The sequence below is a fragment of the Pseudomonas sp. AP42 genome, from assembly GCF_001728935.1.
GTDB lineage: Bacteria > Pseudomonadota > Gammaproteobacteria > Pseudomonadales > Pseudomonadaceae > Aquipseudomonas > Aquipseudomonas lactis.
Map to the genome: position 1 here is coordinate 1 of NZ_LYSO01000015.1, position 15149 is coordinate 15149.

17 protein-coding genes are annotated in these 15149 nt (G+C 58.9%); 9 read left to right on the forward strand and 8 right to left on the reverse strand.

Features of this window, described 5'->3' with window-relative positions; translation table 11 throughout:
- Positions 1-112: 112 nt before the first annotated feature.
- Positions 113-1312, reverse strand: coding sequence for a tyrosine--tRNA ligase (gene tyrS / locus A7K61_RS08295; RefSeq protein WP_005791998.1), 1200 nt, complete (start codon positions 1310-1312; stop codon positions 113-115).
- A gap of 209 nt (positions 1313-1521) precedes the next feature.
- On the opposite strand from tyrS, the gene A7K61_RS08300 reads away from it, so the two are divergent.
- Together A7K61_RS08300 and A7K61_RS08305 are read left to right on the forward strand one after the other, a co-directional pair.
- Positions 1522-2934 (forward strand): peptidoglycan DD-metalloendopeptidase family protein, encoded by a 1413-nt coding sequence (locus A7K61_RS08300; RefSeq protein ID WP_069557393.1) that lies wholly within the window; start codon positions 1522-1524, stop codon positions 2932-2934.
- 3 nt (positions 2935-2937) lie between these two features.
- Positions 2938-4029, forward strand: a complete 1092-nt coding sequence (locus A7K61_RS08305) for an anhydro-N-acetylmuramic acid kinase (protein ID WP_069557394.1) — start codon at positions 2938-2940, stop codon at positions 4027-4029.
- Between the two features lie 64 nt (positions 4030-4093).
- On the opposite strand, the gene erpA is transcribed toward A7K61_RS08305, so the two are convergent.
- Positions 4094-4444: an iron-sulfur cluster insertion protein ErpA gene (gene erpA / locus A7K61_RS08310; protein ID WP_003176443.1), complete on the reverse strand. Its 351-nt coding sequence runs from the start codon at positions 4442-4444 to the stop codon at positions 4094-4096.
- Between the two features lie 165 nt (positions 4445-4609).
- Complete coding sequence (gene argC, locus A7K61_RS08315) at positions 4610-5644, reverse strand: N-acetyl-gamma-glutamyl-phosphate reductase (RefSeq protein ID WP_047711902.1); 1035 nt, start codon at positions 5642-5644, stop codon at positions 4610-4612.
- A gap of 134 nt (positions 5645-5778) precedes the next feature.
- Between argC and hemJ the strand changes: the two genes are divergently transcribed.
- The 6 genes from hemJ to coq7 all read left to right on the forward strand — a co-directional run bounded on the left by hemJ (position 5779) and on the right by coq7 (position 10185).
- The gene (gene hemJ, locus A7K61_RS08320; RefSeq protein WP_003194674.1) at positions 5779-6207 is read left to right on the forward strand and encodes a protoporphyrinogen oxidase HemJ; all 429 of its coding nucleotides are present in this window, start codon (positions 5779-5781) and stop codon (positions 6205-6207) included.
- Between the two features lie 24 nt (positions 6208-6231).
- On the forward strand, positions 6232-7194 hold the full coding sequence (locus A7K61_RS08325) for a nitronate monooxygenase family protein (protein WP_044269422.1): 963 nt from the start codon (positions 6232-6234) through the stop codon (positions 7192-7194).
- A gap of 68 nt (positions 7195-7262) precedes the next feature.
- On the forward strand, positions 7263-8219 hold the full coding sequence (locus A7K61_RS08330; RefSeq protein ID WP_044269424.1) for a DUF805 domain-containing protein: 957 nt from the start codon (positions 7263-7265) through the stop codon (positions 8217-8219).
- A 61-nt stretch (positions 8220-8280) separates the two neighbouring features.
- Positions 8281-9069 carry an SDR family oxidoreductase gene (locus A7K61_RS08335; protein WP_003194680.1) on the forward strand — a complete coding sequence of 263 codons (789 nt, stop codon included), beginning with the start codon at positions 8281-8283 and terminating at the stop codon, positions 9067-9069.
- Positions 9070-9113: 44 nt separating this feature from the next.
- Positions 9114-9452 (forward strand): histidine triad nucleotide-binding protein, encoded by a 339-nt coding sequence (locus A7K61_RS08340; RefSeq protein WP_003194682.1) that lies wholly within the window; start codon positions 9114-9116, stop codon positions 9450-9452.
- 85 nt (positions 9453-9537) lie between these two features.
- Entirely contained in the window at positions 9538-10185 is a 648-nt protein-coding gene (gene coq7 / locus A7K61_RS08345) for a 2-polyprenyl-3-methyl-6-methoxy-1,4-benzoquinone monooxygenase (RefSeq protein WP_003194684.1), read from the forward strand.
- Positions 10186-10232: 47 nt separating this feature from the next.
- Here the strand turns inward: coq7 and A7K61_RS08350 are convergent, their stop codons facing one another.
- A complete protein-coding gene (locus A7K61_RS08350; RefSeq protein ID WP_003194686.1) occupies positions 10233-10655 on the reverse strand; it encodes an OsmC family protein in 423 nt (140 codons plus the stop codon).
- 246 nt (positions 10656-10901) lie between these two features.
- Here A7K61_RS08350 and crp point away from each other — a divergent pair, with 246 nt between their 5' ends.
- Positions 10902-11546, forward strand: coding sequence for a cAMP-activated global transcriptional regulator CRP (gene crp, locus A7K61_RS08355; RefSeq protein WP_044269426.1), 645 nt, complete (start codon positions 10902-10904; stop codon positions 11544-11546).
- Here crp and A7K61_RS08360 read toward each other — a convergent pair.
- The 4 genes from A7K61_RS08360 to A7K61_RS08375 all read right to left on the reverse strand — a co-directional run bounded on the left by A7K61_RS08360 (position 11543) and on the right by A7K61_RS08375 (position 14860).
- The gene (locus A7K61_RS08360) at positions 11543-12238 is read right to left on the reverse strand and encodes a lipoate--protein ligase family protein (RefSeq protein WP_044269428.1); all 696 of its coding nucleotides are present in this window, start codon (positions 12236-12238) and stop codon (positions 11543-11545) included. The two genes, crp and A7K61_RS08360, sit on opposite strands and share 4 nt — an antisense overlap.
- Before the next feature lie 136 nt (positions 12239-12374).
- On the reverse strand, positions 12375-13211 hold the full coding sequence (trpC, locus tag A7K61_RS08365) for an indole-3-glycerol phosphate synthase TrpC (protein WP_069557395.1): 837 nt from the start codon (positions 13209-13211) through the stop codon (positions 12375-12377).
- Positions 13208-14257: an anthranilate phosphoribosyltransferase gene (trpD, locus tag A7K61_RS08370; RefSeq protein WP_003194694.1), complete on the reverse strand. Its 1050-nt coding sequence runs from the start codon at positions 14255-14257 to the stop codon at positions 13208-13210. The genes trpC and trpD overlap by 4 nt, the downstream gene beginning before the upstream one ends.
- Before the next feature lie 9 nt (positions 14258-14266).
- A complete protein-coding gene (locus A7K61_RS08375; protein ID WP_044269431.1) occupies positions 14267-14860 on the reverse strand; it encodes an aminodeoxychorismate/anthranilate synthase component II in 594 nt (197 codons plus the stop codon).
- Positions 14861-15149 lie beyond the last annotated feature (289 nt).

The following is a 15149-nucleotide window of genomic DNA, read 5'->3' on the forward strand; positions in this document are numbered from 1 at the left end:
CTGTCGATAACTGCGTAACTCTTTGTTTACCAAGGAGTTTTCCGTTTCGACTGCGCCGGAAGTGGGGCGAATTATAGACAGATATAATTCGCCGTCAACACCTATTTCAGACTTATTCGGATTTGAGCGTAATACGCGCAAATGCCTTCTTACCCGCCTGGCAAACGTGAGTGGCGCCCAGCTCGTATATAAAGGTGCGATCAACCACCTCACCATCTATACGCACACCGCCCGAACCCAAGAGATCGCGCGCGACCGCCGAGTTTTTCACCAGGCCAGCCTTATTAAGCACAGCCGCAATCGGCATAGCCTCGGCAGCAGTCAGCTCAATCTCCGGCAGATCGTCAGGCAGCTCGCCATCTTTCATGCGATTACCTGCCGCACGGTGAGCGCTGGCCGCAGCCTCCTCACCATGGAAGCGCGCAACGATTTCTTCAGCCAGCTTAATCTTCACATCCCGAGGATTAGCGCCCGCCTCGACATCCGCACGCAGCGCATTGATTTCGTCCATCGAGCGGAAGCTCAACAACTCGAAGTAACGCCACATCAGTGCATCCGGAATAGACACCAGCTTGCCGTACATCACACCCGGCGCTTCCTGGATACCGACATAGTTACCCAAGGACTTGGACATCTTCTTGACGCCATCCAAGCCTTCCAACAACGGCATGGTCAGAATGCACTGAGCCTCCTGACCATAGGCGCGCTGCAATTCACGCCCCATCAACAGGTTGAACTTCTGATCGGTGCCGCCCAACTCAACGTCCGCACGCAGCGCCACCGAGTCATACCCCTGAACCAGCGGATAGAGGAACTCATGGATGGCGATTGGCTGATTGGTCGAGTAGCGCTTGTCGAAGTCATCGCGCTCAAGCATGCGCGCCACGGTGTATTGGGAAGTCAGGCGAATGAAATCTGCCGGCCCCATTTTGTCCATCCAGGTGGAGTTGAACGCCACCTCGGTCTTGGCTGGATCAAGGATCTTGAATACCTGCGTCTTATAGGTCTCGGCATTATCGAGCACCTGTTCGCGAGTCAGCGGCGGGCGCGTAGCGCTCTTGCCGCTTGGATCACCGATCATCCCGGTGAAGTCACCTATAAGGAAGATGACCTGATGGCCCAGTTCCTGGAACTGACGCAGCTTATTAATAAGCACGGTATGACCCAGGTGCAGATCCGGCGCAGTCGGATCAAAGCCAGCCTTGATACGCAGGGGTTGGCCACGCTTGAGCTTTTCGATCAGCTCGGCCTCGACCAACAGTTCTTCCGCACCACGTTTTATCAGCGCTAGCTGCTCTTCAACCGACTTCATAACAGACCCGCAAGGCTCAGATTCAAAAGGGAACCAACCATACAAGATCAGGGACTAATTACAAGTTTTGCCCTGCGCACGGACACCGTTCAGCAAGCCCAGCGTTCGCGAGCTTGCGCCACAGATGATTTGGTTATATTTTATACAGTTATTTCATCTTCATCATGTCATTCATCTTTTCCATTTCATCTTCAAAGTCAAAATTACCTATGACCACTGAACCGTCTAAAGCGCCGCCGCTTTACCCGAAGACCCACCTGCTCGCCGCAAGTGGTATCGCCGCCCTTCTCAGCCTGGCACTGCTGGTATTCCCTTCCAGTGACGTTGAAGCCAAACGAACATCCCTGAGCCTTGATCTGGAAAGCCCAGTTGAACAACTGACACAAGATCAAGACGCTTCCGAGGCACAACAAGCCACAAACACTGCAACTGAATCACCTTTCGCACAGATCGAAAGCACTCCCGAAGACACCCAGCAAGCCGCCCAGGAAGCACCTGCGGCCGCCGCAACCAAGAATCCCCAGCATCGCGAAGTCATCGTGGGCAAAGGCGACACTCTCTCTACCCTGTTCGAAAAGGTTGGGTTGCCTGCCGCCGCTGTAAATGACGTGCTCGCCAGCGATAAACAAGCCAAGCAATTCACTCAGCTCAAACGTGGCCAAAAGCTTGAATTTGAGCTGACGCCAGACGGCCAGTTGAACAACCTGCATACCAGCATCAGTGACTTGGAAAGCATCAGCCTGAGCAAAGGCGCCAAAGGCTTCGCATTCAACCGAATCACCACCAAACCCGTCATGCGTTCCGCCTACGTACATGGCGTGATCAACAGCTCCCTGTCGCAATCGGCTGCGCGTGCGGGCCTGTCGCATAGCATGACCATGGACATGGCCAGCGTATTTGGCTACGACATCGACTTCGCTCAGGACATCCGTCAAGGCGACGAATTCGACGTGATCTACGAGCAGAAAGTAGCCAACGGAAAAGTAGTCGGCACTGGCAACATTCTGTCTGCACGCTTCACAAACCGTGGCAAAACCTACACCGCCGTGCGCTACACCAACAAACAAGGCAACAGCAGCTACTACACGGCTGATGGCAACAGCATGCGCAAGGCCTTCATCCGTACACCCGTTGACTTTGCCCGTATTAGCTCGCGTTTCTCCATGGGCCGCAAGCATCCAATTCTGAACAAAATTCGCGCACACAAGGGCGTCGACTATGCCGCGCCGCGTGGCACGCCAATCAAGGCGGCGGGCGACGGCAAGGTCTTGTTGGCGGGGCGCCGTGGTGGTTACGGCAATACAGTGATCATCCAGCACGGCAACACTTACCGCACGCTGTACGGCCACATGCAAGGGTTCGCCAAGGGCGTGAAGACTGGCGGCAACGTGAAACAAGGCCAAGTGATCGGCTACATCGGTACCACCGGCCTCTCCACCGGCCCGCACTTGCACTACGAGTTCCAGGTCAACGGCGTACACGTCGACCCATTGGGCCAGAAGCTGCCGATGGCCGACCCGATTGCCAAGGCCGAACGCGCGCGCTTCATGCAGCAGAGCCAGCCGCTGATGGCACGGATGGATCAAGAGCGCTCCACCTTGCTGGCTTCGGCGAAGCGTTAAGGTATGCCGCTCTATATCGGCGTGATGTCCGGGACCAGCCTCGACGGCCTGGATATCGCCCTTATCGAACAAGGTGCGGCGATCAATCTGATCGCCACCCGCTACATTCCGATGCCTGACGCCTTGCGCACAGAACTGCTGAGCCTATGCGCCAGCGGCCCGGATGAGATCGCCCGCTCGGCAATCGCCCAGCAACAATGGGTCACGCTCGCCGCCCAAGGCATCCACGCCTTGCTGGATCAACAGAACCTCAAGCCTCAAGACGTTCGGGCGATTGGTAGCCATGGCCAGACGATTCGCCATGAACCCGCCCGAGGCTTTACCGTTCAGATCGGCAACCCTGCCCTTCTCACCGAACTGACAGATATCACCGTCGTCAGCGACTTCCGCAGCCGCGATGTCGCTGCCGGCGGCCAAGGCGCTCCTTTGGTTCCTGCCTTTCATGAAGCCTTGTTCGACGAGCAGACGGGCAATCGCGCGGTATTGAATGTCGGCGGGTTCAGCAACCTCAGCCTGATCGAGACGGGCAAGCCTGTCGCCGGTTTCGACTGCGGCCCAGGGAACGTACTGCTCGATGCGTGGATTCATTTGCAGCGCGGCGAACACTTCGATCGGGACGGGCAATGGGCGGCCAGCGGAAAGGTACAGCCCCAGTTGCTCACCACGTTGCTCAGCGATCCGTTTTTCTTGACCAAAGGCCCGAAAAGCACGGGGCGAGAGGTGTTCAACCTGGCCTGGCTGCAGCAGCACCTTGGCCGCTTGCCCGCCTTTGACCCCCAAGACGTGCAGGCCACCCTGCTGGAGCTGACGGCCCTGACCGTCGTCGAGTCCCTGCAAAGCGCCCAAACTGACACAACAACCTTGCTGATCTGCGGCGGCGGCGCCCATAACGGGGCACTGATGAGCCGGCTGACCGCGCTACTGCCTTCCACCCATGTCAGCACTACAGCGGCCTACGGCGTAGACCCTGACTGGGTAGAGGCAATGGCCTTCGCCTGGCTGGCCCATTGCTGCCTTGAGGGAATTGCCGCCAATCGCCCCAGCGTCACTGGCGCTCGCGGGCTTCGAGTGCTTGGCGCGATCTACCCCGCCTGAATCCCAGACAGCAAAACGCCGCTTGGCCCGTAAAGCCAAGCGGCGTTTTTGTATCTGCTACCGGTCAGATCGAGAACGAGGACCCGCAACCACACGTCGTGGTGGCATTAGGGTTCTTGATCACGAAGCGCGAGCCTTCCAGACCTTCCTGATAATCCACCTCGGCACCCGCCAGGTATTGGAAGCTCATCGGATCCACGACCAGGCTCACACCCTCGCGCTCAACGATAGTGTCGTCATCGGCCACATCTTCATCGAAGGTAAAACCGTACTGAAACCCTGAACAACCGCCGCCCGTAACAAATACGCGCAGCTTCAAGCGATCATTACCCTCTTCATCGACCAGGCTCTTCACCTTGTGCGCAGCACCGTGGGTGAATTGCAAAGCCGTGGGGGTGAAGGATTCAACGCTCATGCTGATAATCTCCCGGCGTAGCGCCGCCATATGCGTAATGACCGGCATTATCCGCTTCTCCTAGAAAAGCGGTCAACTATTGTTACGGTATATCAATCTGCCCAGCGACCATTAAAAATGCAAAAGGCCCGATCAACGGGCCTTTTGTGCAACGGTAAACCCGCGTTAAGGCAGCATGCCCGCGTGGGACAGGCCCAACTTCTCGTCTAGACCGAACAGGATGTTCATGTTCTGCACCGCCTGGCCCGACGCGCCCTTGACCAGGTTGTCGATCACCGACAACACCACCACCAGGTCGCCATCCTGCGGACGATGCACCGCAATACGGCACACATTGGCGCCTCGCACGCTGCGCGTTTCCGGATGGCTGCCGGCCGGCATCACATCGACGAACGGCTCATTGGCATAACGCTTTTCAAACAACGCCTGCAGGTCTACCGAGCGATCGGTGACAGTCGCATACAGCGTGGAGTGAATCCCGCGGATCATTGGCGTCAGGTGCGGCACGAAGGTCAGCCCTACCTCCTGGCCGGCAGCGCGGCGCAGGCCTTGGCGGATTTCCGGCAAGTGACGATGACCTTTTACCGCATAGGCTTTCATGCTTTCCGACGTTTCGGAGTACAGAGAACCGACTGCTGCGCCACGGCCCGCACCACTGACGCCCGACTTGCAGTCGGCGATCAGGCGCGACGCATCCGCCAGACCAGCTTCCAGCAATGGCAGGAAGCCCAATTGCGTGGCTGTTGGATAGCAACCCGGCACCGCAATCAGGCGTGCTTGCTTGATCTGCTCGCGATTGACTTCCGGCAGGCCGTAGACTGCCTCTTCCAACAGCTGCGGCGCACCATGGGGTTGGCCGTACCACTTGGCCCACTCATCGGCGTCTTGCAGGCGGAAGTCTGCCGACAAGTCGACAACCTTGGTACCGGCCGCCAACAGCTCACCGGCCAACGCATGGGCTACACCGTGAGGCGTGGCGAAGAACACCACGTCGCAGGCACCCAGGGTCTTGGTGTCCGGCACACTGAACGCCAGGCCGTCATAGTGGCCTCGCAGGTTCGGGTACATATCGGCCACGGCCAGCCCGGCTTCGGATCGGGAAGTGATAACCACCACCTCAGCTTGCGGATGCTGAGCCAACAGACGCAGCAATTCGACACCGGTGTAACCCGTGCCGCCGACGATACCGACCTTGACCATAAACCTGCCCTCAACGAACCCACTGGAAAGCCGTCGATAATAGGGGCCGTATCGTCCTGCGACAACCGTCAACGTGACGTACGGGCGCATGAGCCACTACTATCTTCGCTACCGTGAACCTGGGAATAACTAAAATGCTCTATCTATGGGTCAAAGCCTTCCACATCGTCAGCATCGTTTGCTGGTTTGCCGGGCTGTTCTACCTGCCGCGCCTGTTCGTCTACCACGCCCAAAGCGAAGACACCGTCAGCAAGGAACGCTTCAGCATCATGGAGCGCAAGTTGTACCGGGGCATCATGGGCCCGGCGATGGTTGCCACACTGGTCTTCGGCATCTGGATGCTGGCCCTCAACCCCGGCATTTTCCAGTCGGGCGCCTGGATCCACGCCAAGCTGACCCTGGTCGTCCTGCTGATTGGCTACCATCACATGTGCGGCGCACAGGTAAAGCGCTTCGCCCGTGGCGAGAACACCCGCAGCCATGTCTTTTATCGCTGGTTCAATGAAGTCCCGGTTCTGATATTGCTGGCTATCGTAATTTTGGTCGTGGTCAAACCGTTCTAACTTCAATTACTCGGGGAACCTCCAATGTCGCTGCCCGCTCTGCTGGAACAACGTCTGCGCCTGCCCGTGGTGGCCGCGCCGATGTTTCTGATCTCCAATCCGCAACTGGTCCTGGCCTGCTGCCGCAACGGCGTAGTTGGCAGTTTCCCGGCGCTCAACCAACGCGAAAGCAGTGGATTCAAGGCCTGGTTGGAAGAAATCGAAGCGGGCTTGGCGCAGTTGGACAACCCTGCGCCCTATGCTGTGAACCTGATCGTGCACAACAGCAACCCGCGGCTGGAGGCCGACCTGGCGATCTGCGTCGAGCACAAGGTGCCCATCGTCATCACCAGCCTCGGTGCGGTAAAGGAATTGGTAGATGCCGTTCACAGCTACGGCGGCCTGGTATTTCATGACGTCACTACCCGACGCCATGCCGAGAAAGCCGCTGAAGCCGGCGTCGACGGCCTGATTGCCGTAGCCGCTGGCGCGGGAGGCCACGCTGGCACCTGGAGCCCCTTTTCGCTGATTGCCGAGATTCGCCAGTTCTTCGACAAAACCCTGCTGCTGGCGGGCTGCCTTAACCATGGGCACGAAATTCTTGCCGCCCAGGTGCTGGGGGCAGACCTCGCTTATTTCGGCACGCGCTTTATCGGCACCACCGAAAGCCAGGCACCGGATGCCTATAAGGAGATGCTGCTCACATCGCGCGCCGCCGACATCGTGCACACTCCTGCTGTCTCCGGCGTACCTGCAAGCTTCATGCGCCAGAGCCTGGAAAATGCCGGTTTTGACCTCGCTGCGCTTCAAGGCAAAGGGGAAGTCAACTTCGGTTCCAAGCTCAAGCCGTTGAGCGATGAGGCCAAAGCGTGGAAAACTGTATGGTCTGCCGGCCAAGGCGTCGGTGAGATCAATGATGTGCCCAGTGTGGATGAGCTCATAGCGCGCCTGGATGCCGAATACCGCAAAGCACGCGAGCATGCCGCGCAACTGCGCTGGCCACGCTGACCCACTGCCGGGCCTGCCAATTGGACAGGCCTGCATACTCCCCCTGATTAAGTGACAAGGATGCCCGCATGAGCGACAGCCGTTTCAAGATTGTGTTTGACGGAGCCTTGCGCCCAGGTGTCGAAAGCACCACCGCCAAGCTGAACCTCGCCGAGTTATTCAAAAGCGATGTTGACGCAATCGAAAAGCTCTTCACCGGCCGCCCCGTCGCGCTCAAACGCGACCTGTCCCACTCCGACGCTGAAACCTACCTCACGGCACTGCACAATGCCGGGGTGGACGCACGCATCGAAGCCGAACAACCCGTGGCATTCAGCCTGGCAGAAACCCACGAGACAGGCTCGTCAACCGCTGACCGCGCCGCCGCGTCACCTTATGCACCACCACGCGCTGCCGTTGGCGACGACCTGCCGGAGTTCGCCACTCTGAAGGTGTTCACCATCCACGGGCGCATCGGGCGCCTGCGCTACCTGGCCTGGACGCTGGCGCTGACCGTCGCGATGTTGGTGGCCGCGGGCATCATCAGTACGGTGGGCTTCGCGGTGGCGACAGCCTCGCCAACCATCGCCATCATTATTGGCTCACTGCTGGGTTTCGCGCTGTTTGTGGCACTGGTAGTGGTGAGCGTGCAAATCGGCGTGCAGCGCCTGCATGACCTGGGCTGGTCTGGCTGGCTGTACCTGCTCAACCTGGTTCCGCTGGTAAACAGCGTATTCCCACTGCTGTTGCTGGTATTGCCAGGCAATACGGGCGCCAACCAATACGGCGCGCCACCACCACGCAACTCCACTGCGGTGAAAATACTGGCCTCGCTGTGGCTGGCGTTTATCCCTTTGATGCTCATCATTGTCGTCACCCTGGGCATGAACGGCTATCTGGACCAGCTTGAAGCCAACATGGACAGCAGCTACGAAAGCAGCTCCATCACCTCCGATGCAGACGCCGATCAAAGCGTTATCGTTGATGAAGCCGCAGCGCAAAGTGCTGACGACGCAGCCGAACCTGTAGACTCTCCAGAACAGTGAAGAAACGCCCGCCGCCTGTGACGCACGGTCATAGGCCGGTGGCGTTGCGATGGAGAAAGGCATGACCCGTTACGCTCTGATCACCGGCGCCTCCAGCGGCATCGGCCTGGCATTGGCCGAAGCCTTGGCACGGCGCGGCCGCAGCTTGATTCTGGTGGCCCGCCAGCGTGATCAGTTGGAAAGCATTGCATTGGAATTGACCCAACGCTTCGGCGTCGAGGTGCTGTTTCGTGCCTGTGACCTGGGCGAACCGCTGCGTTTGTCCGGCTTTTTGCTGGAGCTCGAAGAGGGTGAGCGGCAGATCGACCTGCTGGTCAACTGCGCCGGCATCGGCACCAGCGGGCCGTTCCTGGCCCAGGACTGGATGACCGAGCAGGATCTCATCGAAGTCAACATCCTGGCCCTGACCCGCATGTGCCACGCACTGGGCAATGCCATGGCCCTGCATGGCGGCGGGCAAATCCTCAATGTGGCCTCGGTCGCCGCCTTCCAGCCTGGGCCGTGGATGAGCAGCTACTACGCCAGCAAAGCCTACGTGCTGCACTTTTCCGAAGGGTTGCGCGAAGAATTGAAGACCTGCGGCATCAAGGTTTCAGTGCTGTGCCCCGGCCCTACGCGCACCGCATTCTTCGGCACCGCACAGATGGATACGGCGAAACTCGACCGCAGCCAGCAACTGATGAGCCCGGAAGAAGTCGCGCTCTACACCGTACGCGCACTGGAAAAGAACAAAGCCATCATCATTCCCGGGCGCCGCAACCGTTGGCTGACGTTCAGCCCACGCCTGAGCCCGCGCTGGCTGACCCGCAAAATTGCCGGCGCCATCAACAAGGCCTATTGCCCACGCTGATGGCCTAAGTACACTCACCTCACATTCACGATGGAGATACAGCTGTGGATACTCTGTTCACCAAGATCATCAACAGAGAAATACCGGCGAAGATCATCTATGAAGATGACCAGGTCCTGGCTTTTCACGATATCGCCCCACAGGCGCCGGTGCATTTTCTGGTTATCCCGAAAAAGCCCATTCGTACCCTCAATGACCTGACCGAGGACGATAAGGCGCTGGCCGGCCATATCCTGTTCACTGCTCAACGCCTGGCCGTGGAACAAGGCTGCGAAAAAGGCTTTCGCGTGGTGATGAATTGCAATGAAGACGGCGGGCAAACCGTTTATCACATCCATATGCACGTGCTGGGTCAGCGCCAGATGAACTGGCCACCAGGCTGAGTGCACAAGGGCAAATTGACTCAGCACAAACGCTGGACGCTCTCTTGCGGTAAACTGGCCGCCGAGATTCTTCCCGGAGGTCAGCATGACTACCCAACGTCACTACTCGCCGATTGACCGTCTGTTGCTGCAAGCCGACATGGCCATGCGCACCCTGCTGCCGTTCAGCGGCCAACCTTACCGTCCATCGCCCGCCATCGTGCAGCCGGATGTACAGCTGAGCGAGACCGACACCCGTCACGTGGCCGGCCTGATGCGCATCAACCATACCGGTGAAGTCTGTGCCCAGGCGCTGTACCAGGGCCAGGCGCTGACCGCCAAGTTGCCACAGGTACGCACGGCGATGGAGCATGCGGCCGAGGAAGAGATCGACCACCTGGCCTGGTGCGAACAACGCATCCGCCAGTTGGGCAGCCATCCCAGCGTGCTCAACCCACTGTTCTATGGCTTGTCGTTTGGTATCGGCGCGGCTGCCGGGCTGATCAGCGACAAAGTCAGCCTGGGGTTTGTGGCCGCGACAGAACATCAGGTGTGCAAACACCTGGATGAACACCTGGAGCAACTGCCGGCCGAAGACGAAAAGTCCCGGGCCATTCTTGAGCAGATGCGCATCGATGAAGAACACCATGCAGAAAGCGCGCTGGACGCGGGCGGCTTCCGCTTTCCAGCCCCGGTACGGTTCGGCATGAGCCTGTTGGCCAAGGTCATGACCAAAAGCACCTATCGAATCTGAACCGAAAAAAAGGGCGCCCAAAGCGCCCTTTCTTTTGCCTGCTGCAATCAACCCAGCTCGATGATTTCGTAGTCGTGGGTAATGACCACGCCCGCCGCCCCCAGCATGATCGATGCTGAGCAGTACTTCTCGGCCGACAGCTCAATGGCACGCTTGACCTGGGCTTCTTTCAGCGCCCGGCCCTTGACCACGAAATGCATATGGATCTTGGTAAAAACCTTGGGGTCTTCAGTGGCGCGTTCGGCTTCCAGGAAGGCTTCGCAGCTTTCCACGGCCTGGCGCGACTTCTTCAAGATGCTGACCACATCGAAATTGCTGCAACCGCCCACACCCAGCAGCAACATTTCCATCGGGCGTACACCCAGGTTACGCCCGCCGGCTTCCGGCGGACCGTCCATGACCACCACGTGGCCGCTGCCCGACTCACCGAGGAACATGGCTTCGCCCGCCCATTGGATGCGTGCCTTCATCGCCCAGACTCCACTGCTAAAAAAGGGTCGCCAGCTTAGCACAGGGCTTTGAAACAGCAGCGCCCTGCATAAATTCGATAAATGACAGCGTTTGCCCGGTAAATTGGCTAATCGTGACAGAAGGTGTCTGGTAAGCTGGCGCCAAATGAATGGCGCATTGCCATGACTTGTACAGCGTCTATCAATGAGAGGCCGCTGGATAAAAACAACGCCAACTACACCGCGCAGTCTTTTCGGGATACAACCATGGTTGCTCTTACTCCCACACCCAAGATCAAGAACCTCGACAAGCTGCTGTTGCATTGCCAGCGCCGGCGTCATCCGGCCAAGCACAACATCATCTGCGCTGGCGAGCGTTCAGAAACCCTGTTCTTCATTATCAAGGGCTCGGTCACCATCCTGATCGAGGATGAAGATGGCCGTGAGATGATCATTGCCTACCTCAACACCGGGGATTTCTTCGGGGAGCTGGGCCTGTTTGAACAAGCAGGCAAAGAGCAGGAACGCAGCGCTTGGGTAAGGGCCAAAGTTGAGTGCGAAGTGGCCGAGATCAGCTATTCGAAATTTCGCGAACTGGCCCAGCATGATCCGGATATCTTGTATGCCCTGAGCGGTCAGATTGCCCAGCGCTTGCGCGATACCACGCGCAAGGTCGGCGACCTGGCGTTCTTTGATGTCACCGGTCGCGTCGCTCGCTGCCTGCTGGAGTTATGCAAGCAACCCGATGCCATGACCCATCCCGACGGCATGCAGATCAAAGTCACGCGCCAGGAGATCGGACGTATTGTCGGGTGTTCGCGGGAAATGGTCGGCCGCGTGCTCAAGGACTTGGAAGAACGCAATCTGGTGCACGTCAAAGGCAAGACGATGGTGGTGTTCGGCACCCGTTAAACCGGCAGGAAGCCAGCCAGCATCTGACGGTACAGCGTGTCGAGCCGACTGATAGCATCCGGCGCGGGAAACGCTTCGTGCAGTGCGATATGGCTGTCGGCGCGAACTCGCTGCTCCAAGCCGCAGGCTTGATTGAAGCGATTGACCGCCGCAATCAGTTGCTCACGATCGTTCTCCAGCAACATCGCCCCATGCACCAATCCGACCGGGCGGCCACCGCTTTGTCGCCAACGCTGGGCAGTGCCCACCATTTTGCGGCCATCAAGATTGACGTTGTAACGACCGTCGCAAAAGGCACCGTCAATTTCGCCGACGGACGCATTACCGCCCAACTCGATCAACAGATCACAGATCGGTTGGCACAAGCGCTGATAGCCGGTTTCGATACGCCCTTGGTCGCCTTCACTGCGCGGCGGGGCATAGACCAGGGCGATATTGACCGTGGCGCCGGACTGCGGCACCGGCTCACCGCCGGTTTCACGCAGCAACACCGGCCAACCCGCATCGGCCGAGACCTGGCTCGCAGCCTCGAATGCCGGCAACCGGCTCAAACGGCGCGGCATGACCAGCGCTTGGTCACTGGGCTGCCAGAACAGCAATCCGAACGCCTGCTCCCCCGCGCAAACGGCTGCCAATAGGTCTTGCTCGGCGGCAAGGCCTGCTTCGACAGTCATGATCACGGGCTGGAGCATCGAACACCTACCTGAATAAACACAAAACCCAATGTGGGAGCTGGCTTGCCTGCGATAGCGGTGTGTCAGCTACACAGAGGTTGGCTGACCCGCCGCTATCGCAGGCCAGCTCCTACAGTTCCGAGCGTATTTCAAATCAGTCTAGTGTCGAACCGCTGATCGTCGTACCGCGCTCCGGGAAGAACAAGCGCTGCAATTCCGCCCCTGGGTTCTCGGCGCGCATAAACGTCTCGCCCACCAGGAACGAGTACACGCCACTGATTTCCATCAGTTCCACATCGGCGCGGTTGACGATGCCACTTTCGGTAATCACCAGACGATCGCGAGGGATACGCGGCAGCAGGTCCAGAGTGGTTTCCAGGCTGACGTCGAAGGTATGCAGGTTACGGTTGTTGACGCCCACCAGCGGTGTGTCGAGAGTCTTCAATGCGCGCTCCAACTCGTCGCCGTCGTGCACTTCGACCAATACATCCAAGCCGACGCTTTTGGCCACGGCCGCCAGCTCGGCCATCTTCACGTCATCCAACGCGGAAACAATCAGCAACACGCAGTCGGCACCCAAGGCTCGGGCTTCGACGATTTGGTATGGGTCAACCATGAAATCCTTGCGGATCACCGGCAACTTGCACGCGGCGCGAGCCTGTTGCAGGAACAGGTCGGAACCCTGGAAGTAGTCGATATCGGTCAGCACAGACAGGCAGGTCGCTCCACCCTTCTCGTAACTGGCGGCGATTTCAGCAGGTACGAAGTGTTCGCGAATCACCCCCTTGCTCGGCGAAGCCTTTTTGACCTCGGCGATCACGGCCGGCTGCTTGAGCTTGGCCTGAGCGATCAAGGCATGGGCAAAGCCGCGTGGCGCATCGGCGGCTTTCACCTGCGCTTCCAACTCGGCCAGGCTCACACGGGCGCGGCGCTCGGCCACTTCTTCAGCCTTGCGGGCCAGGATCTTTTCCAGAACGGTTGGCACACTCATCCTTCATTCTCCATCTTGAATACGGCGGTGAATGCTCCCAGCTCTTCGAGCTTCTCGCGAGCCAGGCCGGTGTGCAGCGCATCGTGGGCCAAGGCGACACCTTCCTTGAGACTATAGGCATGGTCGGCGGCGTAAAGGGCTGCGCCAGCATTGAGCACAATCATTTCCGCAGCTTTCTGACCGTTTTCGGTCTTGCGACGCCCCAGGGCATCACGAATCAACTCCAACGAAGCCGCCGGGCTTTCCACCGCCAGGCCGTGTAGGCTCTGGCTTTTCATGCCCAGGTCTTCGGGTTCGACCCAATATTCGGTGACCTCGTCATTCTTCAGCTCCGCCACGAAGGTCGGCGCCGCCAGGCTGAATTCGTCGAGGCCATCCTTGGAATGCACTACCAGCACATGCTTGCTGCCCAAACGCTGCAAGACTTCGGCCAGCGGCCGGCACAGCGCCTGGCTGAACACCCCCACCACCTGATGCTTCACACCGGCCGGATTCGTAAGCGGGCCGAGCATATTGAACAGGGTACGCAGGCCAAGGTCCTTGCGCGGGCCGGCAGCGTGCTTCATCGCGCCGTGATGGGACTGGGCAAACATGAAGCCGATGCCAACGCTGTCAATGCAGCGCGCTACTTGCACCGGCGTGAGGTTCAGGTAAATACCGGCCGCTTCCAGCAAGTCGGCACTGCCGCTCTTGCCAGACACTGCACGGTTACCGTGCTTGGCGACGGTGCAACCAGCGGCGGCCACCACAAAGGATGAGGCGGTCGACACGTTGAAAATATTCGCACCGTCACCGCCGGTGCCCACTACATCGACGACGCCGTCGAGGGTCTTGAGTTCGACCTTGTCCGCCAGCTCACGCATCACCGACACCGCACCGACGATTTCGTCGATGCTTTCGCTCTTCATGCGCATCGCCATCATAAAAGCGCCGATCTGAGCATCGGTGCATTGACCGGTCATGATCTCGCGCATCACATCGCTCATTTCCGCGGTGCTCAGGTCCAGATGGCCGACGATACGGCTCAGGGCAGTCTTGATATCCATGAAAAGTCCTTAGCGCGTGCCGCCGCTCTGCTTGAGAAAGTTGGCGAACAGCTCGTAGCCCTGCTCGGTCAGGATTGATTCAGGGTGAAATTGCACCCCTTCGATGTTCAGTGTCTTGTGACGCAGGCCCATGATCTCGTCGACCGAGCCGTCTTCCAGTTGGGTCCAGGCGGTCAGCTCCAGGCATTCGGGCAAGGTCTCACGCTTGACCACCAGTGAGTGGTAACGGGTCACGGTCACCGGCAGGTTCAGGCCTTGGAACACACCCAGGTCGCGATGGAACACCGGGCTGGTCTTGCCGTGCATGACCTCGCGCGCGCGCACCACATCACCGCCAAACGCCTGTCCGATGGACTGATGGCCCAGGCAGACGCCCAGGATCGGCAGCTTGCCGGCGAAATACTGGATGGCTTCCAGAGAGATACCCGCCTCGGTCGGCGTGCATGGGCCAGGTGAGACGACGATGCGCTCGGGGTTCAACGCGGCGATTTCGGCAACAGTAAGTTCATCGTTGCGCACCACCTTGACCTCGGCACCCAGTTCGCCCAGGTACTGCACAACGTTGTAGGTAAAGGAGTCGTAGTTATCAATCATCAGCAACATGTGGGTTCAAACCTCTTGAATTCACTGATTTCAAATGATCACCTTCCAAGAGCGTGACCCGCTGCCAGACGCACGTTCCGGTTGCCAGGGGGAGTTGGCAAGGGGCGTCAGACAACGGGTGAAGAAGGCAAATCGGTACAGGTCCGGCCAGGCCGGCAGAGAAAAATGTCAGGCGCGCCAACGCCAACGGGCGTGTGCCTTGACTACTCGCATCAAGAGTTTGCTGATGATCAACACGGGGAGGGTCTCATTCATACGTTCAGGCACAGTAACGTAGGCTCGCCAGCGG

Coding starts and splice junctions, on each gene's coding strand:
- tyrS (WP_005791998.1), bottom strand. CDS start 1,312: ATGAAGTCGGTTGAAGAGCAGCTAGCGCTGATAAAACGTGGTGCGGAA.
- A7K61_RS08300 (WP_069557393.1), top strand. CDS start 1,522: ATGACCACTGAACCGTCTAAAGCGCCGCCGCTTTACCCGAAGACCCAC.
- A7K61_RS08305 (WP_069557394.1), top strand. CDS start 2,938: ATGCCGCTCTATATCGGCGTGATGTCCGGGACCAGCCTCGACGGCCTG.
- erpA (WP_003176443.1), bottom strand. CDS start 4,444: ATGAGCGTTGAATCCTTCACCCCCACGGCTTTGCAATTCACCCACGGT.
- argC (WP_047711902.1), bottom strand. CDS start 5,644: ATGGTCAAGGTCGGTATCGTCGGCGGCACGGGTTACACCGGTGTCGAA.
- hemJ (WP_003194674.1), top strand. CDS start 5,779: ATGCTCTATCTATGGGTCAAAGCCTTCCACATCGTCAGCATCGTTTGC.
- A7K61_RS08325 (WP_044269422.1), top strand. CDS start 6,232: ATGTCGCTGCCCGCTCTGCTGGAACAACGTCTGCGCCTGCCCGTGGTG.
- A7K61_RS08330 (WP_044269424.1), top strand. CDS start 7,263: ATGAGCGACAGCCGTTTCAAGATTGTGTTTGACGGAGCCTTGCGCCCA.
- A7K61_RS08335 (WP_003194680.1), top strand. CDS start 8,281: ATGACCCGTTACGCTCTGATCACCGGCGCCTCCAGCGGCATCGGCCTG.
- coq7 (WP_003194684.1), top strand. CDS start 9,538: ATGACTACCCAACGTCACTACTCGCCGATTGACCGTCTGTTGCTGCAA.
- A7K61_RS08350 (WP_003194686.1), bottom strand. CDS start 10,655: ATGAAGGCACGCATCCAATGGGCGGGCGAAGCCATGTTCCTCGGTGAG.
- crp (WP_044269426.1), top strand. CDS start 10,902: ATGGTTGCTCTTACTCCCACACCCAAGATCAAGAACCTCGACAAGCTG.
- A7K61_RS08360 (WP_044269428.1), bottom strand. CDS start 12,238: ATGCTCCAGCCCGTGATCATGACTGTCGAAGCAGGCCTTGCCGCCGAG.
- trpC (WP_069557395.1), bottom strand. CDS start 13,211: ATGAGTGTGCCAACCGTTCTGGAAAAGATCCTGGCCCGCAAGGCTGAA.
- trpD (WP_003194694.1), bottom strand. CDS start 14,257: ATGGATATCAAGACTGCCCTGAGCCGTATCGTCGGCCATCTGGACCTG.
- A7K61_RS08375 (WP_044269431.1), bottom strand. CDS start 14,860: ATGTTGCTGATGATTGATAACTACGACTCCTTTACCTACAACGTTGTG.